This window comes from Lentilactobacillus parabuchneri DSM 5707 = NBRC 107865, assembly GCF_001435315.1.
Lineage (GTDB): Bacteria > Bacillota > Bacilli > Lactobacillales > Lactobacillaceae > Lentilactobacillus > Lentilactobacillus parabuchneri.
This window is the reverse complement of sequence record NZ_AZGK01000003.1, coordinates 58169-78452: the sequence shown is the minus strand read 5'-3', so window position 1 is coordinate 78452 and position 20284 is coordinate 58169. Positions and strand designations below refer to the sequence as shown.

General features: G+C 43.9%; 19 protein-coding genes. 6 read left to right on the top strand and 13 right to left on the bottom strand.

The genetic code is table 11. The features are described from left to right. Positions 1 to 431: 431 nt before the first annotated feature. Positions 432 to 2054 carry a peptide ABC transporter substrate-binding protein gene (locus tag FC51_RS04245; protein ID WP_057910929.1) on the bottom strand — a complete coding sequence of 541 codons (1623 nt, stop codon included), beginning with the start codon at positions 2052 to 2054 and terminating at the stop codon, positions 432 to 434. Positions 2055 to 2351: 297 nt separating this feature from the next. On the opposite strand from FC51_RS04245, the gene hflX reads away from it, so the two are divergent. Then, complete coding sequence (gene hflX, locus FC51_RS04240) at positions 2352 to 3638, top strand: GTPase HflX (protein WP_057910928.1); 1287 nt, start codon at positions 2352 to 2354, stop codon at positions 3636 to 3638. 76 nt (positions 3639 to 3714) lie between these two features. Next, positions 3715 to 5088 (top strand): APC family permease, encoded by a 1374-nt coding sequence (locus FC51_RS04235; RefSeq protein ID WP_057910927.1) that lies wholly within the window; start codon positions 3715 to 3717, stop codon positions 5086 to 5088. A 164-nt stretch (positions 5089 to 5252) separates the two neighbouring features. Here the strand turns inward: FC51_RS04235 and FC51_RS04230 are convergent, their stop codons facing one another. Next, positions 5253 to 6239, bottom strand: coding sequence for a LacI family DNA-binding transcriptional regulator (locus FC51_RS04230; RefSeq protein WP_057910926.1), 987 nt, complete (start codon positions 6237 to 6239; stop codon positions 5253 to 5255). 217 nt (positions 6240 to 6456) lie between these two features. On the opposite strand from FC51_RS04230, the gene FC51_RS04225 reads away from it, so the two are divergent. The 3 genes from FC51_RS04225 to FC51_RS04215 all read left to right on the top strand — a co-directional run bounded on the left by FC51_RS04225 (position 6457) and on the right by FC51_RS04215 (position 10334). Continuing rightward, positions 6457 to 7857 carry an SLC45 family MFS transporter gene (locus tag FC51_RS04225; protein ID WP_081037566.1) on the top strand — a complete coding sequence of 467 codons (1401 nt, stop codon included), beginning with the start codon at positions 6457 to 6459 and terminating at the stop codon, positions 7855 to 7857. 20 nt (positions 7858 to 7877) lie between these two features. Beyond that, entirely contained in the window at positions 7878 to 9545 is a 1668-nt protein-coding gene (locus tag FC51_RS04220) for a glycoside hydrolase family 13 protein (protein ID WP_057910925.1), read from the top strand. Positions 9546 to 9647: 102 nt separating this feature from the next. Continuing rightward, the gene (locus FC51_RS04215; protein WP_057910924.1) at positions 9648 to 10334 is read left to right on the top strand and encodes an MgtC/SapB family protein; all 687 of its coding nucleotides are present in this window, start codon (positions 9648 to 9650) and stop codon (positions 10332 to 10334) included. A 604-nt stretch (positions 10335 to 10938) separates the two neighbouring features. Here FC51_RS04215 and FC51_RS04210 read toward each other — a convergent pair. The 11 genes from FC51_RS04210 to FC51_RS04160 all read right to left on the bottom strand — a co-directional run bounded on the left by FC51_RS04210 (position 10939) and on the right by FC51_RS04160 (position 19234). Beyond that, positions 10939 to 11643 (bottom strand): amino acid ABC transporter permease, encoded by a 705-nt coding sequence (locus FC51_RS04210; protein WP_057910923.1) that lies wholly within the window; start codon positions 11641 to 11643, stop codon positions 10939 to 10941. 15 nt (positions 11644 to 11658) lie between these two features. Next, the gene (locus tag FC51_RS04205) at positions 11659 to 12297 is read right to left on the bottom strand and encodes an amino acid ABC transporter permease (protein WP_057910922.1); all 639 of its coding nucleotides are present in this window, start codon (positions 12295 to 12297) and stop codon (positions 11659 to 11661) included. After that, positions 12294 to 13124 carry a transporter substrate-binding domain-containing protein gene (locus FC51_RS04200; RefSeq protein WP_057910921.1) on the bottom strand — a complete coding sequence of 277 codons (831 nt, stop codon included), beginning with the start codon at positions 13122 to 13124 and terminating at the stop codon, positions 12294 to 12296. Before FC51_RS04200 ends, FC51_RS04205 begins: the two co-directional genes overlap by 4 nt. 26 nt (positions 13125 to 13150) lie before the next feature. After that, positions 13151 to 13891: an amino acid ABC transporter ATP-binding protein gene (locus FC51_RS04195; protein ID WP_057910920.1), complete on the bottom strand. Its 741-nt coding sequence runs from the start codon at positions 13889 to 13891 to the stop codon at positions 13151 to 13153. Between the two features lie 496 nt (positions 13892 to 14387). Beyond that, positions 14388 to 15056 (bottom strand): type 1 glutamine amidotransferase, encoded by a 669-nt coding sequence (locus FC51_RS04190; RefSeq protein ID WP_057910919.1) that lies wholly within the window; start codon positions 15054 to 15056, stop codon positions 14388 to 14390. 17 nt (positions 15057 to 15073) lie between these two features. Then, positions 15074 to 15898, bottom strand: coding sequence for a DUF6681 family protein (locus tag FC51_RS04185; RefSeq protein WP_057910918.1), 825 nt, complete (start codon positions 15896 to 15898; stop codon positions 15074 to 15076). After that, a complete protein-coding gene (locus FC51_RS04180; RefSeq protein WP_057911208.1) occupies positions 15898 to 16494 on the bottom strand; it encodes a hypothetical protein in 597 nt (198 codons plus the stop codon). The genes FC51_RS04185 and FC51_RS04180 overlap by 1 nt, the downstream gene beginning before the upstream one ends. A 73-nt stretch (positions 16495 to 16567) precedes the next feature. Beyond that, positions 16568 to 17011 carry a Fur family transcriptional regulator gene (locus FC51_RS04175; RefSeq protein WP_057910916.1) on the bottom strand — a complete coding sequence of 148 codons (444 nt, stop codon included), beginning with the start codon at positions 17009 to 17011 and terminating at the stop codon, positions 16568 to 16570. Between the two features lie 80 nt (positions 17012 to 17091). Next, positions 17092 to 17649 (bottom strand): guanylate kinase, encoded by a 558-nt coding sequence (locus tag FC51_RS04170; protein ID WP_057910915.1) that lies wholly within the window; start codon positions 17647 to 17649, stop codon positions 17092 to 17094. A gap of 3 nt (positions 17650 to 17652) precedes the next feature. Beyond that, positions 17653 to 18081 carry a bis(5'-nucleosyl)-tetraphosphatase gene (locus tag FC51_RS04165; protein WP_057910914.1) on the bottom strand — a complete coding sequence of 143 codons (429 nt, stop codon included), beginning with the start codon at positions 18079 to 18081 and terminating at the stop codon, positions 17653 to 17655. 13 nt (positions 18082 to 18094) lie between these two features. Further along, entirely contained in the window at positions 18095 to 19234 is a 1140-nt protein-coding gene (locus FC51_RS04160; RefSeq protein WP_057910913.1) for a cation:proton antiporter, read from the bottom strand. 211 nt (positions 19235 to 19445) lie between these two features. Between FC51_RS04160 and FC51_RS12520 the strand changes: the two genes are divergently transcribed. Continuing rightward, positions 19446 to 20228 (top strand): leucine-rich repeat domain-containing protein, encoded by a 783-nt coding sequence (locus tag FC51_RS12520; RefSeq protein WP_225355059.1) that lies wholly within the window; start codon positions 19446 to 19448, stop codon positions 20226 to 20228. Positions 20229 to 20284: the final 56 nt, after the last annotated feature.

Below are 20284 nucleotides of genomic sequence, written 5' to 3'. Positions count from 1 at the left end.
TAGTCTTATTTTAAATTAAAATTTGATTAAAAGCAATGCATCCTGCGACTTTTATTGCCTTGTAACAGTCCCTAATTGGTATAGGTGGTTAATTGTGAAGTCCAAAGTCGGTTAACCACGGTTGTTTAGGAAATGCATTTCACTTTTTACGATCGGCAAAAAAGATTGGTCAAAATCGTTCGATCTAATATGTCCCTTCCAATCGTATAAATGATCGGACCAGGAGTAAATCGTTTCACAGAATGAGTCAATGAATTACTCACTATATTAGTGAGCCTTCAAAATGTTTGATATGCATGATTGATGTATATTTTCACTAAATTCCAACCAGTCGCTTCCAGCTATCAAAAATAGCCAAACACCCATATCCTGGATGTTTGGCTATTTTTCTTATACTGGGCAGCAATTTGCTTTTTGCCACACTTTTAAAATTATTTAATTGAAATCTTGGACCAATCCCATTGCGGTGCTGTTGGGAAGAACTGAACGCCGTGAACCTTTGATTTCATCAACGTTGAAATTGCTGGTTGATACAGAGGCACAATTCCTTGATCGTTCATCAAGATCTTCTCTGCTTGAACCATATCTTTCCAACGGGCGTTTTCGTTGGCAGCGTCTGTACTCTCTGATTTTTTAACCAGCGCATCATATTTGGCGTTGCTCCACTTACCGTTGTTGTAAGCGTTCTTGGAAGTTAAGATATCCAAGAAGTTGCTTGGATCAGGGTAATCAGCGTTCCAAGCAGTGATAACCAAATCAAATTGGCCGCTGGCTGAACGTGACAGACGTGTCTTATAAGGCACGTTTTGATTGGTGATCTTAACACCCGGCAATTTGGTTAACTGACTTTGAACAAATTCGGTTGACCGTTTGGCAACGTCGGTGTCATCTGAAAGTAATGTCAGGTTAACCGACTTCTTGCCAGTTTCTTTCAAGCCCTTTGCCCAGTATTTCTTGGCTTGAGCTAAATTGTATGAAACCGCGCTTGGGACGTATGATTCATCCGCAAAGTCCTTGCCGTTATGTTGAGACATATCGTCAGCAACAAAGCCCTTTGGTGCTTGAGAACCATCAGCTAAAACTTTATTAGCAAGTTGTTTTTTGTCAATTGCCAGCGAGAAGGCTTTTCGAATATTCTTATTCCTAAACATCGGGAACTTCTTCTCATTCATTTCAAGGTAGTAAATCGAAGCTTGCTTGTATAGATGGAAGTTCTTATCGTTCTTGTATTGCTTAACCTGGGTGCCACTCAAAGTCGTGAAATCAAGCTTGCCACTTTGGAAACCGTTAAGCGCTGTGTTTGGATCCTTAATTGCTTGCATATTCAATGTATCCAGCTTAATTGATTTGGCATCCCAGTACTTCGGATTCTTAACTAATTTCCAGGTATCGTTGGTTCCGTTCCAACCCTTGAGGACAAATGGGCCATTATAACCATTCTTTTGCGAATCGGTTCCATATGATGAGCCGTATTTCTTGACCACAGAAGTTTCCTCTGGGAAGTAGTAGCTTTGCGATACCATGTACTTAAAGTAACTTTGCGGCTTGATTAAATGAACAACCAGCTTGTAGTCACCCTCGGCTTTGGCACCCAGCTTGGAAGGTGACATCTTGCCGGCATTGATTTTATCGGCGTTTTCGATGTTGGTAAAGATGTAAGCATATTGTGATGCCGTCTTTGGGTTCACCGTTCGTTGCCAAGAGTATACAAAGTCTTTGGCCGTTACCGGCTTACCATCGTTCCACTTTGAATGACGCAGGTTGAACGTCCAAGTCTTTCCGTCCTTTGAAACAGTGTAGTTCTTAGCGACACCAGGAATAACCGTATTATTCTTGGACATTTGCAGCAAGCCTTCATTTGTCGCATTGATGTTTTGACTCGAAATCAAATCGGTCATCTTGGATGCGTCCATGGTGTTGATGTTAGCCGCAACCATCCAATTGGCCGTCTGCTTCTTGGCACCGGAATCAGAGGACTTACTGCCACACCCCGCTAATACAAGCGCCGTGAGTAACCCAACCCCACCAATTTTTAATAATGATTTAGTCTTCATAAAATATGAAACTTCCCTTCTTGTATTATGTATATCTGTGAACCTTTACATTCTAAATTAAATTTTAATTAAAATCAATATCATTTTGTAATCGATTCAATTGCGCAATAGCAACCGATTGCGAACAATTTCATGAGATCACTGTCAGCGTCGATTAATTTTAAATGATAATCCTTGATTCTTCGTTAAAGTCTTTCTACAGAATCATACTCTGATTCAATCTCCGATGCACTTTGTCTACAAATTATTTACATTTGTGTGTTATACTTGAACACATAATTTATTAGGAGGCACCACATGGATTTACAAGAAACTTTAACTCCTGTCGTTACAATCGGTTTGAACCGAAACGCCAGCAGCTTTGATTATTCAATGACCGAGTTGAACAATCTGGCTGAAGCCAACAATATGAAGGTTGTCGAAACCTTGGTTCAAAAATTAGATCGACCAGACCCTGCCACTTATTTTGGTAAGGGAAAAATTGAAGAACTGACTCAGGTTGTCATTGACGATGGCGTTGATACCATCGTGGCTAATGACGAATTATCTCCCAGCCAGATTCGAAATATCGAAAAAAATACGCATGCACGAATTATTGACCGAACCGGCCTCATCTTGGAAATCTTCGCCAACCGGGCGCAATCGCGGGAAGCCAAACTTCAAGTCGAGTTGGCTAAATTAAAATATCAACTGCCACGGCTGCACACCAGTGCCAGTCAACGCTTGGACCAGCAAACCGGTACCAGTAGTGGTGCCGGTGGCGCAACCAACCGTGGTGCCGGTGAATCTCAATACGAATTGAACCGCCGGACACTCGAGAAGCGGATTACGCACGTTAATCAGGAACTCAAAGAAACCGCCAAGGCTGATCAAACCAAGCGTAAACAACGTGACCGCAGTGAAATGCCAACAGTTGCCCTTGTTGGTTACACTAACGCCGGTAAATCAACCGTGATGAACGGGATGATCAACCTATTTGGTGAGAACGAAGACAAACAAGTTATGGTCAAAAACATGCTGTTTGCCACTTTGGATACCTCGGTTCGTAAGTTGACCCTGCCCGATCAAAAACGTTTCCTATTAAGTGATACCGTCGGATTCGTCAGTCAACTGCCCCACCAATTGGTCCAAGCATTTAAGTCAACGCTTTCTGAAGCTGCTAATGCTGATCTGTTAATTCAAGTGGTTGATTACTCGGATCCCCACCGTGAGTTGATGATGAAGACAACTGAGGACACCTTGAATGAAATTGGAGTTACCGGCGTACCAATGATTGTCGCGTTAAACAAGGCTGACAAGATGGACATCACATTTCCTTCCCGAGAAGGCGATAACTTAATCATGTCTGCCAAGGACGAACAGTCCCTTCAAGAACTCACCAAGATGATTAAAGAAAAGATTTTCAAAAACTATCAAAAGTTGTCACTGCTGATTCCTTTCAGCAAAGGTGACGTGGTTTCATATCTAAACGAAAATACCAACATCGAAAAAACCGATTATCGAGATGATGGTACGGTTATTACTGCTGAGCTGAATGATGTTGATGCCAAGCGATTTGAAAAGTATATTTTACCGTCAGAATAGGGTTGCTTGTCACAGCTAATCAATTCTGATATGATTTTGCTTTGAATTTTGACATGAAAAGAGAGGAATTAAACGCATGAAAGAACAAAAAGAAGTCACGCTGGATAGAGATCTTGGTCTCTGGTCAGCGTTAGCCCTCGTTATTGGAACGATTATTGGTGCCGGTGTCTTTGTTCGCCAAGCTGCCGTCTTGGACGACGCCGGCTCAACAACCATGGCTCTGGTTGCCTGGCTTGCAGGCGGCCTGCTTACGATTACAGCCGGCTTAACCATTGCCGAAATCGCCTCCCAGATGCCGGAAACCGGTGGTCTTTACGTTTACATGGAACGAATTTACGGCAAATTGTGGGGATTTCTCTCCGGTTGGATGCAGATCATTATCTATGGACCTGCAATGATTGCCTCACTTGGTGCCTATCTGGCCATTTTATTATCAGATTTCTTCGGCTTTCCAAGTAAGTACAACGCCATTTTGGCAATCGGGACGATTGTTTTAGTCGGTATCTTAAATTTATTCTCGAACCGTTACGGTGCAACGTTTGCTATTATTACCACGATCTGTAAATTGGTCCCGGTTGCCGCATTGATCATCTTTGGCCTGTTCTTTGGTAACGAAAGTGCTTTTGGTCAAAGCCTGGTTCACGTTCACCAGTCAGCCGGAAACTTCGGGGTTGCCATCTTGGCGACTTTGTTTGCCTTTGATGGTTGGATCCTGGTGGCCAACTTGGGTGGTGAAATTAAGAACCCCAGAAAGCTGTTGCCACAAGCAATTACACTGGGTATCTTAGCCGTTTTGGTCATCTACCTATTGGTTTCCTATGGTGTCTACCGTTCCGTTCCAGCTGAACAAATTCATCGGTTGGGAACCAGCGCCATTCCTTACATTGCTAATCAAGCATTTGGCCAAGTTGGTGGTAAGATTTTGAGTATTGGAATCATCATCTCAATTGTCGGCTGTATGAACGGGAAGATCATGACTTTCCCACGGATTATGTATGCCATGGCCAAACGTGGCCAACTGCCATTTTCAAAGACGTTGTCATACTTACACCCAAAGTCACACACACCAATTTTTTCAACTGTCACTGAATTGGTCATTGTGACGATCATGATCATTTTCTCCAACGCTGACCGGTTATCAGAACTATGTATCTTCACGGTATACTGCTTCTACGTCATGGCATTTGTCGGCGTCTTCTTGTTGAGAAAGCGAAACCCTAATCAGCATCGGGTCTTTTCAACACCGCTTTTCCCATTGACACCGATTTTAGCGATTGGTGGTTCACTGTTCGTGATTGTCAGTGAAATCATGTCTGATTTGCCAGGCGTATTGACATCGTTTATCTTTGTCGCCGTTGGAATTCCAGTATTTTATTACGAGAGTAAGAAGTACCGCGAACAACAAGCTGCAGCGGACAAGGAAGCCTCATTAAACGACGAAAACGACTAATCTGAAACCAAAACAAAAGGGACTATCAGCAAATTGCAACGTTTGCTGATAGTCCCTTTTTTGCTATGAATTTTAAACACCCTTAAGGCAACACAACCGCCTTATGATAAAGCAGTTGGCCCGCCCGGATGACGTAATACAACAGCTTTCACTTTGATTACCCCCTAAACGCTTTGACGTTCAACAATCTTAATGGGCGTATACATTGAATAAAATTCTTTCATGGATTCACTCACCAGCATATTCATCCCTTTAACCCCCATCTCAAAGAAGGATTGGGTAACGCTGGACAATTTGGGACGGACAATCTCACACAGTTGCGTCCCGTCAATCGTCAATATGGCCAATCGATTGGGAACGCTCATGCCATATAGATTAGCCTGATTTAAAATCCCAATTCCACTTAAGTCACTGGAGGCAATGACTGCGGTCAACTCGGTATCCGGACCATAGTGCTTCATGGCGTTAACGCCGTCCTCATAGGTAAAATGGCCGCCACAGACCCACTGCTGCTTAAATGGCAGCTGATTGTCGCGCATTGCGTCGCGATAACCTTCATACCGTAAATTCCCAACGAACGAATCAAGGTCAGTTGCCGCAAAGCCAATTTTTTGATGGCCGTGTTTGATGAGGTACTTAGTCGCCTGATAACCGATGTCAAAATCATTTGAAGAAATAAACGGAAAGTTGGTATTTTTCATCGTCATTGAAATAAAAATAAATGGAATGTTGGCACTTTCCAGCAACCCATCGTTTTCAGGGGCCAAATCAACAGCCACCAGTAAAATTCCCATCACAGAGCGTTCGATCACGGTTCGTAACGCCTTTGCCTGTAGATCAGGATCCCCTTCGCCGGCAAAAATAATCATCACGCTCAGATTATGAGCCTGGGCCTCTTGTTGAATTCCGTTCAAGATTTCATTTGAAAAGTTGGTTTGCGTCGAACTCACAAGAACCGCAATCACTTTACTCTTGCGCGTGACCAATTCAACGGCACTGGTATTGCGCTGATAGCCTAATTTTTTCGCAGCTTCTCGGACTTTTTTGGCAGTCTTTTCAGAATAAAATTCGCGTTGGTTCGATAACACCCGTGATACCGTCGCCGGAGAAACCCCGGATATTTTAGCGATATCTTTAATTGTAGCAGCCATTAATTCACCCCTCTGTGCACAATGCGAAGTAAAGATTCTGAAATCCATTATACCACAAGGGTTCTGACAATTATTACCACAAACGTTTGTGTTTTTGATATAAAAGCATTGCAAACGGTTACTCTTGATGTTATTATCATCCATGTAAACGTTTTCTTTTTCAATATATGAATTGGCCAAGTTGAATCAGAAACCAACATCCAAGGGAGGAATTCTTATGATTGCAAAAGAACAGATCGGAAAACAACTGACTGCTGAAGTTGAGCAACCGGCACCTAAAACCAAAGGACTGCCAATGCTGAAGCTCAGCACGATCTTTGCCATGACATTTGGTTTTTTCGGGGTTAATATGGCCTTTTCGCTTCAGTCTTCACAGATGGGCCGAATTTTTCAAACGATCGGAGCAGATCCGACCAAGCTTGGTTTCTTCTTTATTCTTCCGCCTTTAGCGGGAATGGTTGTTCAGCCATTAATTGGAAAATATTCAGATATGACCTGGAACCGATTTGGTCGGCGAATGCCTTATCTAATGATTGGCGCACCAATCGCTGCTATCGTGATGATTCTGCTACCAAATGCCGGCTCGTTTGGCTTCGGTTATGCGTCACTGGCTGCGTTGATGTTCGGCGCAATCACCATCTTATTCATGGATTTGTCTTCCAATGTCTGCATGCAGCCATTTAAGATGATCATTGGTGATATGGTCAATGAAGACCAAAAGGATAAAGCCTGGTCTTGGCAGCAGTCGTTTTCAAATTTGGGCGGCGTCCTTGCAACGGTCTTCCCATTTCTATTAACATGGTTTGGGGTCTCCAACGTGGCGCCCAAGGGTGAAGTGCCCATGTCCGTCAAGATGGCTTTTTACATCGGAGCGGCAGTATTACTGGCCACTTCCGTTTACACCATCTGGTCGGTTCATGAATACGACCCCATCACATACGCCCGTTACCACGGAATTTCTGAGGACCAACATAAAAAACAGGCGAGTCTGTGGTCACTGGTCAAAAAAGCCCCACGCTCATTCTGGGAAGTTTCCGCCGTTCAACTATTTGACTGGTTTGCTTTTCAGTATCTTTGGACTTATGGAACCGGCGCCATTGCGCAAAACGTTTGGAATACCAGCAACCCTGCTTCAGCTGGGTATCAAGCCGCCGGTAACTGGTTTGGAATCATGACTACCGTGGAGTCATTGGCAGCCGTTATTTGGGGCTTTGCGGTTCTCTCACGCACCAAACCCACTCAGCGAAAATTATGGTTCCGAATTGGCCTCATCATGGGTGGCGTCGGTTTCATCTGGATCTTCTTTATTCACTCACAAATGATGTTAATTTTGCCGTTTGCATTAATCGGCATGAGTTACCTGACCATGCAAACCGAATCACTCTCATTGTTCACCGAATCGTTGAATGGTGAAAATGAAGGGGCCTACCTGGGACTATTCAACTGCGGCATCTGTTTACCACAGATCATCGCGTCAGTCGCCAGTTTCGCACTTTTCCCACTGATCGGCAAATCAATGCCCGGTATGATTGTGATTGCCGGTATCATGATGTTTATCGGTGCATTCATGGTCGGCATCATTCACCCGGCCCTTTCAGACAAATCAACTAACAAATAATATGGAGGTATGACGTTAATATGACACACAAATGGTGGCAAAATGCAGTTGTTTATCAAATTTATCCACAGAGTTTTCAAGACAGCAATCATGACGGGATTGGCGACCTTCACGGGATCATCAAGCGCCTGCCATATTTACAAAAGCTCGGCGTCGACGTGTTGTGGCTCAATCCAATTTACGATTCACCGCTCAAAGACAACGGCTACGATATCGCTGATTATGAAAAAATCTTGCCGACATACGGCACCATGGCAGACTTTGACGAATTGCTCGCTGAAATCCACAACCATGGTATGAAACTATTAATGGATCTGGTTGTCAACCATACATCTGATCAACACCGCTGGTTCCAGGAAAGCAAACAATCCCGGGATAACCAATACGCCGATTACTACATCTGGCGCGATCCGGTTGACGGTCATGAGCCGAACAACTGGGGAGCAGCATTTGGTGGCTCGGCTTGGACGTACGTTCCTGAACGTGGGCAATATTACCTGCACTTGTTTGCTCCTGGTCAACCCGACTTAAACTGGGAGAATCCAGCTGTTCGGCAGTCGGTTTGGAAGATCATGCGTTTCTGGCTGGACAAGGGCGTCGACGGCTTTAGAATGGACGTTATCAATCTGATTTCAAAGCCAAACGGCCTCCCAGATGCACCAGAGCCGGCCAACTACGCAATTGTCGAACCACTGGTTGCAGACGGTCCGAAATTAAATGACTACCTTCACGAAATGAACGAAGAAGTCCTATCACACTATGACGTGATGACCGTCGGCGAAATGCCCAGCTCCAAGCCGGAAGATGCAATTGCCTATACCGGCCTTGACAGCAATGAGCTGAACATGGTCTTTCAGTTTGAACACGTTCAGTTGTCGGCGAATCCCGATCCCCGTTTGGGCAAGTGGGATGATACGCCCGTTAAGCTGATTGAATTAAAGCAGGCCCTGTCTCGTTGGCAAAAAGCACTCGATGGCAAGGGTTGGAACAGCCTTTACTGGAACAATCATGACCAGCCCCGGGCCGTTTCACGGTTTGCGACCGACGACCCAAAGTACCGGGTTCGTGCAGCCAAAATGCTTGGCACGACGTTGCACATGATGCAGGGAACGCCATTCGTCTATGAGGGAGAAGAACTTGGTATGACCAATGTCCACTACACCAGCCTTGACCAGTATGAAGATTTGGAATCAATTAATTCCTATCATGAACTGGTGGATCAGGATAAAGTAGTTGATGGAACGACCATGTTGAAATATCTGGCCAGTCGCTCACGTGATAACGCACGGACGCCGATGCAGTGGGACGCAAGCAAAAACGCCGGCTTTTCGGATGAGAAGCCGTGGTTCGCACTGAATCCTAACTACACCGAAATTAACGCCAAAGCGGCCGTTGACGATCAGCAATCCGTCTTTTACCACTACCAAAAATTAATCCAATTACGGCATGATTCTGATTTGATTAAATACGGGTCTTATGAAGAAATCGACCCTCAAGACGATGCCGTATTTGCCTATCGTCGTCACTACCAAGGTCAAACATTGCTGGTCATTAGTAATTTCACAGCGACTCCGGTTACGCGAGATTACGGCCAGCCGACAACTTCCAAGTTACTGATCAGTAATTACGATGATGATAAAGGAACCCAGTTACGGCCGTATGAAAGTAAAGTGTATGTTTTTGATTAATTGATCCATTTTGATTAGACAACCATTTCCGGTTGTCTTTTTTGGTCTCTAATAAGCTTGGCGTTATAATTAAGAAAAATATTCAGTAAAGGAGGGCTGCCAATGACCGCATACGTGTTATATCAATTGGAATGGATTTTAAGGCTGTTTGTGGCCGCAATCTGCGGAGGCCTGGTCGGCTACGAACGCAAGGTTCGATTAAAAACCGCTGGGATTAGAACCCATATGCTGGTGGCAGTAGGCTCCGCACTATTTATGATTATTTCCAAATATGGCTTCTTTGATGTCATCAACCACGCGGACGTCAGCTTAGACCCATCCCGAATTGCTTCTCAGGTTGTGACTGGGATTGGGTTCATCGGTGCCGGTGCAATTATCACCCGAAACCATAAAATTGACGGCCTAACGACTGCTGCGGGATTATGGGCAACGGCTGCCATTGGCCTGGCAATTGGGGCCGATATGTACGTCATTGGAATCGCTGGAACGCTCTGCATCTTGATTACGCAAACCATTGTCCGTCAAATTCGGGCATTTAAGCGTTATCCGAACCGTTCAATGCTGCGCCTACAAGTAACCTTTAACGGCGAATTGGCGTCCATGGACGAGCTGCCTGACCGTCTCAGAGCGATTGGCAGCACGGATCTCCGAATGAGAATCTTGTCGTACAAACCCGACGCTTTTTCACTGGAAGTCAGAGTTAAACTGCGGCACAAGATGGATCCGGATGAGTTTATTCGCCAGATGAGCGATTTGGTGGATGTCAGGAAAATTGAGGTTTTGGATTAACTGGATAATAAATCAAAAACAAGGGTCACCAACTGTGCGTTGGTGGCCCTTGTTTGGTTGAGCTGAGTGTTTGATTTTTTTGAGACCGGTTTTTGAGTGGTCGCTCTACTGTTACCTAGATAAAACGTGTTCCGACGACCGCAAACGTAGTGCAGTGTCTAGTCCTGTGGACGACGCAACTGACACTTGGTTAGTTGTCGCTCTACTGTTACCTAGTCGAAACGTGTTCCGACGGGCCTGATGCTAACTTCTAAGCCAACTTTGATTAGTCTGGTGCTTTGCTGTTATCCAGTCGAAACGTGTTCTGACGCAACTGACACTGCGATCTAAGACACTTTTATTCAAATCCAAAACCAGGATTTAAATAAAAGCGCACTTAGCTCTCCGACGGCTGTGAAACCGCCTAGCCTACTCGGCGTGTCAAAACGTTGCTCGTCACACTCTGGTTAGCGTAAGTCCTAGTTTTGCGTTTCCTTTTACCTGGTCGAAATGTGTTCCGACGGGCCTGATGCTAACTTCTAAGTCAACTTTGATTCAAACCCAAAAACGGGGTTTAAATCAAAGTTGACTTAGAAACCGCATCACCCAGCCCTCGTCACACTCTCTATCTTTCCGCTCCCTGCACCACTTCTACGACTTCGCCCGACTTCTTTGCCGTGCCCAATCTGTGGTCGAGGTACTGCGACAACAGCGACAATGAGTAACATACGATGAAGTACATGACCGCCAGCGCCAGGAACATTGGAATCGTGTAGTTAGTGTTTTGCCCGTAGATGATTTGCGCATGGTTCATCAAATCCGGCAGCACAATGATCGTTGCCAAAGACGTATCCTTGACCAACGAAATAAACTGACTAACGATCGCTGGAATCATGTTCTTGATGGCTTGCGGCAAGATGATATACCTTAACGCCTGCCAATAACTCATACCAGTTGACCTGGCACCTTCCATTTGTCCAACTGGAATTGAAACAATTCCGGCACGGACAATTTCCGCGACCATTGCCGATTCAAAGACCGCCATCGCAATCACTGACGCCCAAATCGGATCCGGTTTAAAGCCGATATTTGGCAATCCAAAGTAGGTAAAGAAGATAATCAGGATCAATGGCAAGTTACGAATGATATCGATAATAAAGCCGACGATCGCTGAGAAATACTTAATTTTAACGTAGCGAATAATTCCTAAGATTATCCCAAATATGTAACTGAGGATAATCGAACAAACTGAAACTAAAATTGTGACCCAGGCACCTTCGAGAAGGAACCTGATGTTGATCCATGAATATGCACCTAAGACCGTTAACATAGCGTGATTCCTCCTTTATGCCAATTTCTTTTCAAGATAACGCATGTAATAACTCAACGGCAACGTCAAAATCAGGTATAAGACACCGACACAGAGGTAAGTGCTCATACTTTGCAGCGAGTCAGAAGCAATGACGTTTCCTTGATACATCAAGTCAAATCCGGCAACGAAGGCAAGGACTGAAGAGTTCTTAACCAAGTTGATAAACTGGTTACCCAGTGGTGGAATAACGTATCTGAAAGCCTGTGGCAAAATAATGTAGCGCATTGCCTGCCAGAAGCTCAGTCCGTTGGCACGGGCGCCTTCCATTTGGCCAGGATCAACGGATTGAATTCCGGATCGAACCGTTTCAGCAATAAATGCTGACGAGTAAAGGGTCAAGCCAATGGTTCCTGAAACAAAGCCGCTAATTTCAACGACATACATCGGAATAACAACGTAGAAGAACATTGTAATAACCAATAGTGGAATGTTTCGGAACAATTCAATATAGACTCTTGAAATTACCCGCAGAAATTTGTTGGGGAAAACTTCCAAAATGGCAAAGGCTGAACCAATAATCAGGGCAAAGAACAGTGCGATAAGACTGCACAAAAGTGTTTGTCCCAAACCATAAAGGAGGGTTCCACCGTAATTTTGAAAAATACTTATCATCGTTGTGCCCCCTTCAAATCAAATCCACGAACCTTGTGGAACCATTTATAAAGGAGTTGGTTGTACTCGCCAGATTTTTCAACCTTGGTTAAGGCATCGTTCATGGCATCTCTCAACTTACCCTGTCCTTTATCAACAGCAATTCCGTATGGTTCTTTGGTAAACGTACCACCAACTACTGAATACCCGGGGTTTTCGATTGACATCCCGTATAAGATACCGTTATCAGTCGTTAACGCGTCCCCCTGTCCAGACTTCAACGCAGTTAAGGCTTGCGAGTAATCGGTTAGTTGCAGCACTTTTGCTTTAGGAGCAAATTTCTTAATATTTTGAACTGAGTTTGAACCAACAACTCCCAAGACAATGGCGCCTTTATGGTTCAAATCTTTAACGTTTTTGATTGGACTGCCGTTCTTAACGAGGATGGCTTGTCCGGCATCAAAGTATGAACGTGAAAAGTCAACTTGCTTGGCACGTTCCGGTGTAATGGTCATCGTTGCCATAATGGCATCAATGTTCCCGTTTCTAAGTAATGGCATCCGGGTTTGACTGGTAACTTGGATAAAACGGGCCTTGCCGTCTTTTCCAAGGATTTGCTTTGTCATTGCCTTGGCCAAATCAATTTCAAATCCCTTAATTTGGTTATCCTTAACATCCATTAACCCAAACAACTTGGTATCAGCTTTGACACCCCAAGTGATCGTCTTCGTCTGTTTATCCTCTTGCAGCACATTTTTCTGCGATGCAGCGCTTGAACAGGCGCTCAACGTGACGACCATTAAGAGTAAGGTTAACAATAACCCAAGTCTTGATATGATCTTCTTCATGATGTGACCTCCCAATAATGAAATTTTTAATGCGTAATAATTTTGCCAAGAAATTGTCGTGCACGTTCATTGGAGGGTTCACCATTAAAGAATTTCTCGCTTGTGTCGTCTTCCAAAATACGACCGTCGTCCATAAAGATAACCCGGTTGGCAACTTCACGCGCAAATCCCATTTCGTGGGTCACAACCAGCATCGTCATATCGGAATCTTGTGCAATTTCCTTCATAACGTTCAAAACATCATCAATCATTTCAGGATCCAACGCACTGGTTGGCTCATCAAACAAGAGACACTTTGGCTTCATTGCAAGCGAGCGGGCAATCGCGATTCGTTGTTGCTGACCACCGGATAATTGCGCCGGCAACTTGTTGGCTTGGCTTCGAAGACCAACTTGGTCCAACAGTTGCATCGCCGTTTCTTTGTTTTCCTGTTCTGGTCGCTTCAACACAATTCGTGGTGCCAGCATGATATTTTCAAGCACCGTCTTGTTGGCATACAAGTTGAAATGTTGAAACACCATCCCAACATTTTTCCGAATCCGGTTGGGATCGGTCTTCTTATTGGCCAAATCTTGACCATTAACGATCAATTTACCTTCTTGAATCGGCTCAAGCCCATTAACCGTCCGAATCAACGTTGACTTACCGGAACCTGAAGGCCCGATCAAAACAACGGTTTCGCCGGCTTCAATCTTCAAATTAATATCCTTTAACGCATGGAAATTGCCGTAATACTTTTGTACGTCTTGAAATTCGATCATTGCCATGTCATTTTCCTCCAATGCTTTCAGACAAATTATTAAAATTGCCTAAGAATGATACTACATCCATAATATGTTAAAAATTTTGATAGGTCAAAAAAATGTCACAAAAAGTTTTGTCTCATGTCACATTTCCTGCCAAGTCGTTGATCAGCGTCCAAATTCAACCCAATTTTCCACCCATCACGAATGAATATTTTTGGGTAATGTTCTAATTATAATTCAGAATCAGCCAAAAAGGAAACCTATTTTGCATAAATTTTAATTAGATGCTCATTTTAAGAGTCATTAATGAGAGAGTGTGTGACACGGGCTGGGTGATGCGATTTCTAAGACAGCTCTGGTTTAAACCCCGTTTTTGGGTTTGAATCAAAGCCGTCTTGGAAGGTAGACACCAGGCCCGTCGGAACTCGTTTCGGCTGGATAATCTGAAATCACCAAACAAAAAGCTGAGCCAAAAATTGATCCATTTTGACTCAGCTTTTTTATGAAGATTTTCAAATTAATTTTCAGTAATGTAATTCAGTATCTGGAACATCACATTTTTATTTTCGTCCGGAACCTGACGCGCCAAAATTTCCTCAGCGGATTGATTCAAAACAGACCCTTTGATGTATGGATGATCGTTAATGACCATTTCTCTAACGTTATCTTCCTTGGGTTCAAAGTGAAATTGCAGGCCAACAACGTGATGATTCAAAACGAATCCCTGATTAACCAGGTTGTCGCTTGAAAATAACAACTGAGCACCTTCTGGAATTTGGAACATGTCCTCATGCCAATGAAGCGCAGTCAACTTCTCAGGTAATCCGGGAATCACATCGGATTTCCGATAGACTGGTGCCCAGCCAACTTCCTTGGCAGGCCCTTTGGTAACCGGGTACCCCAGCGTTTTGGTAATTTGTTGAGCGCCAAAACAGGCGCCAAAAATTGGTGTCTCATTTGCCAACAATTCTTGAATCAGTGCCCGCTCCTGTTTGATCCACGCCAAGTCATCATTTGGACTCATCGGACCTCCAAGAATAACCAGCATATCAGTCTCGTCGGCTGTTGGCAGAAAGCCAAATTGATATGGATGATAAATATATAGCTGATAACCGTGCGCGTGGGCCCAGTCTTGAATTGATCCCGGTCCTTCGTTGGGCGTGTGCTGCAAAACATTGATTCTCATGATTGATTCCCTTTCCCTTACAGTTTCTTATAGGCGACCATGGCCCTCAGTGTATAAGCTTGCGGTGTCTCAATCACACCAGCACGACCAATTTGTTTAAACGGCCCGCCAACTAAAGTAACTGAAGCCAGGTAAAGCTTCAATGATCGCAAGTCCAGTGATTCAACGGACTGCAGTCCCACCCGGCGGATTTCGCCGACAGGATAGGTTTCGGCCTGATTCAAGCCGCAATATACGACTAATGAGGTCCCTTGCTGACGCATTTCAAAGTACGGCATTAAGACACCCTTGCCAATCGCATAAATCGGCTTGCCGTTAACCTTGAGCAGCTCATAAATCTTGCGGTCGCTCATGCCATCGTAATCCGTTCTAAATAATCGTTGCTGTTCCATCTGGGCGACTAAACGATCAATATTACGCTGCTCGGTTGCCCCGATTTGAATCTTAGCAGGTAAGAGATGTTGATTATCAAACAATCCGTTGGCTGGAACATTGCGTTCTTCAGAAATCACAGTCGTTCCCATCTTTGACTGAACTTGTGTTTCTTGAGGATGTTCTTGAATATGCAGCCATTTGGCAAGTTTTGGAGAAATATCAAACCACGGCTGGCGTTTCGTGAAGTAATAAAAGAAGTTGCAAACCGTAAAGTACATCAAAATGATTGCAACCAATAAGATTAACAAACCCTTGGTCAGCATTGAGTTCTGCAAAAATCGAAAACCGATGTAGAACAAATAAATGTCGCCAAAGAAGCCCAGAACGGTGTAGATGCGGCTTTTTAACGTCACATTAATATTAAAGTAACCGAGGTAGTGGTTAACCATGTCTAAAAAACTAAACATTAGTTAGTTCCCTCCCCTGTTGTATCACCCGTCACCTGTTGGGTCGTGGTGGTATCGTTGTTATTTTGTGTATTCGTTGCACTCGACCCGGTTGTTCCAGTGGTCGTATTGCCAGACTTATTATTTTGATCATTCGTTTGATTTGAATTGTTGTTCTCGGTGGTCCCACCAGTGGTTGTGGTCCCTTTATTTGTGGTGGTGCCTTTGTTAGTTGTCTTGGACTTATTTGTCGTTGTCCCACTCTTGTCCGTCAAGTCGTTAGTGGTAGTTTGGTCACTACTATCGGCATTGGCCTTCTTATCGCTTTCGGCCTTTTCAGACGAAGCTTTGGCTGCTGACGATTCCTCAGCGGCCTTCTTCTTGGCTGATTCCTCCTTGGCTTTTTCTGCCTTGGTCTTTTCGTCATCAGTCTTCTTTTTATTGTTGTTGCCGTAAATCGAATTGGAGATTTGCTTTTGATGAGTCGTTTGAGTGGTCCTAGGGGTTCCCTCATCAGTGGATGTCACGTTATTAACCACAACATTGGTTGCACCAAGTGCCAAAGAAATCGATAAAATGGCAAATGGCGTAATTAATGGCGGAATTCTATTATCCATTCAAAAAACTTCCTTACTAAATTTTGTAGCCTTAATTATCGCATAAGAATCTGAACGAATGCTAAATAATTCGTTAATTATTCATTAAGTTAGCGCATTTAGGGCACAAACCATAAATCTGGAACAAATGCCCCGTCACTTCACAGCCTGAGAGCTGGGACGTAATTTCTGGACTTAGTGGGCAGTCCTTGAGTTCGATGACCTTACCACAGTTACTACAAATAAAGTGGTGATGATGTTCTTGTTGGAAGTCACACTGAAACTTAACCGAAGCCCGGTCACCTTGAACTTGTCTTTCAACAATTCCAAGGTCGGCAAATTCGGAAATGTTTCGATAAATGGTGTTATGACTCATCTTCGGAAATGTTTTACGCATAAACTCATCAATGCTCGTCACGTCCACAAATCGATTGGTGGCCGTACCGACCAAGAATTCAATCATCGCCGTGCGTTGTTTCGTGATTTTAAAATGATTATCTTTTAATACTCTGGTTGCTTGTTCGATTGCTGCAGGCATCCTACTCACCTCTAATAAGTAATTGTTACTGTTTATTCGCATATTACCATAGTTTCAACCCGTCAACAACTAAAGAACCGTTAATCATTATATTTCTCAACGATTTCGTCAATCTTTGCCTGGGTCTTATCCCAGTCTTTGTTGACCACTTCATAGGCCTTGCCCTTTAATTCGTAAGGCATCTGAAGATCACGGTTATATTCCTGACTTTTAATCCGCTTTTCAACCATTTCTGCATTGTCACCACGCCCTTGCATTCGTCGCTGAAGTTCTTCGCTATCGCCGACCTCCAGAAAAATAATAATCGCTTTATCGCCAAGCTTTTGTTTATATGTAATCGCACCGGCAGTATCCAAGACAATGGTTGCCAACGGCGATTTTTCCCAAGCATTTTCTAAGCCTTCGTACGAGGAACCGTAGTAATTGCCGGCGTAATGTACCGACTCTAAAAAATGGTTGTCAAAAAACGACTCGTTATCCTCAAAATAATAGTCGATTCCATCCCGTTCATTTGCCCGTGGTGCTCTGGTTGTGTGGGTAATGACCCGAGCCATTTTGTATTGATCGTGCAAATAATCGCGCACTGTTGTCTTGCCGCTTCCTGCAGCACCGGTAATGACAAACACTCGATTTTTCATTGACTAGTCCCCAACGTTTTCTTTGTCGCGAATATACGCATCCGCACTTTTCAGTAATTGGCGCAGGTTATCATAAGTCAGCTTTTCGTAAGCATCTTGGTAATCAAACCAACCAAATGAATTGATTTCTTCATCCTGCTTATGGACCTGCACGTCTTCAGGAACCCGGCTGACGAAAAATGTCACGTCCTTATGGTGACCGTTGTCCATATCGTACTCGACCTTTTGTTTGAAATTAGCATCAATTCGGCTTTTTAAGTTGGTTTCTTCCCGAATTTCTCGAACCGCCGTTTGAATGAGGTTCTCGTTTTCTTCAACGTGACCCTTTGGCAGGCCCCAAAAGTCAGACGTTGCACTTTGTAATAATAAATACCAAATTTTTCCCTCACGCATCTGATAAACAACTGCTCCACTGGCATATTCAGTAATCATCGTTCGTCTCTCCTTATACCTTCATCGTTTTCTTTAGTAGCAATGGTGCAACAATCGTCGATAAGACAATGACAATAATAATTTCGGAATACAAATTCTTAGCCATCAAATTAGAAGCCAACCCAATCTGGGCGATAATTAATGCCATTTCACCTCGGGAGACCATCCCTGACCCCACGATAAATGCACTATTCCAATTCATTTTAGTTATTCGAGCTCCCACTGCGCCGCCCAACAATTTAGTGGCGATTGCCAGTAGCGTCATGATGATAATGAAGCCCAAGTTCTTCAAAACATTGCCAAATTCCATGTCCAGCCCAATGCTGACAAAGAAAATCGGAATGAAAAACGTGTAGCCAACCGAACTGACACTGCTTGAAATTTCTCCTTGAAACTTGGTTTGAGAAACCGCCACGCCGGCAAAAAAGGCGCCAACGACTGAACTCAGTCCCAAAACATCAGCCAACCATGCCATGGACAAACACAACACCAAAGAAGTGATTGCAACTGAACCATGGACCGGCAGCCGTTCGGCCAACCGCAGCATGATCGGGGCCACCCATTTAACCACCACAATGACACCTAAAAAGTAAACCAACTGGAACAAAGTTGCAACCAGTAAATTATTAGAACCCTCGCCGCCAACGCCAAACGAACTGACAAAAATACTCAACAAGATGACAGCGATGATGTCGTCAACGACGGCAGCCCCCAAAATAGTGGCGCCTTCTTTGGTATTAAGCTTTTTAAATTCACGCAGCACTTCAACGCTGATTGAAACTGAAGTGGCGGCAAAAATGACGCCCCAAAAGATTGACCGCTCGAATCCCTGACCCATCATTTCACCGTAAAGATAGAAGACAATCATTGGAAACAAGACACCGATTGCGGCAACACTGATGGCTGGCTTGAAATACTTCTTAAGCAGGTCCAAGTCACTTTCAATTCCGGCAATAAACATTAAAATAATCACGCCAATCTCCGCGCCCGCGCGCATCAACTCTGTGTGTTGGAGAACCCCCAAAACCCCAGGCCCCAGCAAAACACCAGCCAGGAGTTGGCCGATCACTGCCGGCATCCCCAGTCGTTGACTAATTGCAGCAGCTAATAAGGTCGCAATTAAGATAAGTGCAATTTGTCCTACAAACGCCATTTAAAAACCCTTTCTCTACATGATCTTTTCTTCGATAAACACAATCTATTAGTATCAGTTTACCATAACCGCTACTCGCAGTTCATGGGAGAAAAACGGCCCTTGTTAAATTGATTTCACAATCATATTACTTTCCTTCCCAATAAGAAATCAGTTAAAATTATATTGATAACAAATGACTAATAGAACTCATTGGGGAGGGCCACTAATTATGAACTTTTTAAAACGCTTTATCAAAGTTGCTTTGGCAGTCAGTTCAGTCGCTGTTTTTTCAATTTCAATGAACCACGTCGAAGTCAACCTTGTGGCACATGCGGCAACCACCCAGGAAGATCAAACGGTCGACCAAATGATGCCAAACGAAAAGCTGCGGGAACTCGTGTTGGTTAACATGAAGAAACAACAAATTATTACCGATCCTGATTTTACGGTTGCTGATTTTACCCCAGCATCTTTTAAATCAGCCTTGGGACAGCTCACCTACCTGGGCTGGGAAATTGGCACCGCTGCTGAAGTTGATAACCAAGTCCCGGTTAATGGCGGCAATGGTTCGGTCGGCCCAACCAACAAAGGAAATTATTCTCTGGAAGGGCTGCAATACTGTCATAATCTAACGAAAATCGAGCTTAACTCTGATTTAAATCGGGGTAAACATTTTTTCCGGAATGACATTATTGATATTTCGCCGTTAAAAGATCTAACTAATTTGGAATATGTGAATTTATCGGGTAATCGGATTCAAGATATTTCACCGTTAGCTGGCTTAACCAAGATCAAGACGCTGTACATCAACATGAATTCCATCACCAACTTGAATACCTTGGATGCTTCTCAATACACCGCTTTTAACTATTTAAGCCAAATCGTCATCTTTCCATTAAAGGTTTTGCACACCGACACATACACTTGGAAGGCACCGTTTGTCGACTCATTACAAAAAATGCAGTCACGAGTGAGACAAAGCCCTTTCAGCCTTATCAACGTGAATTTCTAACACCTGGGACGAAAGCATTTGGCAATCCCGTTGACGCTAGTTATAGTCAAATCGAT

What these genes read in the sequence shown, in the direction of transcription:
- FC51_RS04245 (WP_057910929.1), bottom strand. Translation starts at nt 2,054, where the DNA reads ATGAAGACTAAATCATTATTAAAAATTGGTGGGGTTGGGTTACTCACG.
- hflX (WP_057910928.1), top strand. Translation starts at nt 2,352, where the DNA reads ATGGATTTACAAGAAACTTTAACTCCTGTCGTTACAATCGGTTTGAAC.
- FC51_RS04235 (WP_057910927.1), top strand. Translation starts at nt 3,715, where the DNA reads ATGAAAGAACAAAAAGAAGTCACGCTGGATAGAGATCTTGGTCTCTGG.
- FC51_RS04230 (WP_057910926.1), bottom strand. Translation starts at nt 6,239, where the DNA reads ATGGCTGCTACAATTAAAGATATCGCTAAAATATCCGGGGTTTCTCCG.
- FC51_RS04225 (WP_081037566.1), top strand. Translation starts at nt 6,457, where the DNA reads ATGATTGCAAAAGAACAGATCGGAAAACAACTGACTGCTGAAGTTGAG.
- FC51_RS04220 (WP_057910925.1), top strand. Translation starts at nt 7,878, where the DNA reads ATGACACACAAATGGTGGCAAAATGCAGTTGTTTATCAAATTTATCCA.
- FC51_RS04215 (WP_057910924.1), top strand. Translation starts at nt 9,648, where the DNA reads ATGACCGCATACGTGTTATATCAATTGGAATGGATTTTAAGGCTGTTT.
- FC51_RS04210 (WP_057910923.1), bottom strand. Translation starts at nt 11,643, where the DNA reads ATGTTAACGGTCTTAGGTGCATATTCATGGATCAACATCAGGTTCCTT.
- FC51_RS04205 (WP_057910922.1), bottom strand. Translation starts at nt 12,297, where the DNA reads ATGATAAGTATTTTTCAAAATTACGGTGGAACCCTCCTTTATGGTTTG.
- FC51_RS04200 (WP_057910921.1), bottom strand. Translation starts at nt 13,124, where the DNA reads ATGAAGAAGATCATATCAAGACTTGGGTTATTGTTAACCTTACTCTTA.
- FC51_RS04195 (WP_057910920.1), bottom strand. Translation starts at nt 13,891, where the DNA reads ATGGCAATGATCGAATTTCAAGACGTACAAAAGTATTACGGCAATTTC.
- FC51_RS04190 (WP_057910919.1), bottom strand. Translation starts at nt 15,056, where the DNA reads ATGAGAATCAATGTTTTGCAGCACACGCCCAACGAAGGACCGGGATCA.
- FC51_RS04185 (WP_057910918.1), bottom strand. Translation starts at nt 15,898, where the DNA reads ATGTTTAGTTTTTTAGACATGGTTAACCACTACCTCGGTTACTTTAAT.
- FC51_RS04180 (WP_057911208.1), bottom strand. Translation starts at nt 16,494, where the DNA reads ATGGATAATAGAATTCCGCCATTAATTACGCCATTTGCCATTTTATCG.
- FC51_RS04175 (WP_057910916.1), bottom strand. Translation starts at nt 17,011, where the DNA reads ATGCCTGCAGCAATCGAACAAGCAACCAGAGTATTAAAAGATAATCAT.
- FC51_RS04170 (WP_057910915.1), bottom strand. Translation starts at nt 17,649, where the DNA reads ATGAAAAATCGAGTGTTTGTCATTACCGGTGCTGCAGGAAGCGGCAAG.
- FC51_RS04165 (WP_057910914.1), bottom strand. Translation starts at nt 18,081, where the DNA reads ATGATTACTGAATATGCCAGTGGAGCAGTTGTTTATCAGATGCGTGAG.
- FC51_RS04160 (WP_057910913.1), bottom strand. Translation starts at nt 19,234, where the DNA reads ATGGCGTTTGTAGGACAAATTGCACTTATCTTAATTGCGACCTTATTA.
- FC51_RS12520 (WP_225355059.1), top strand. Translation starts at nt 19,446, where the DNA reads ATGAACTTTTTAAAACGCTTTATCAAAGTTGCTTTGGCAGTCAGTTCA.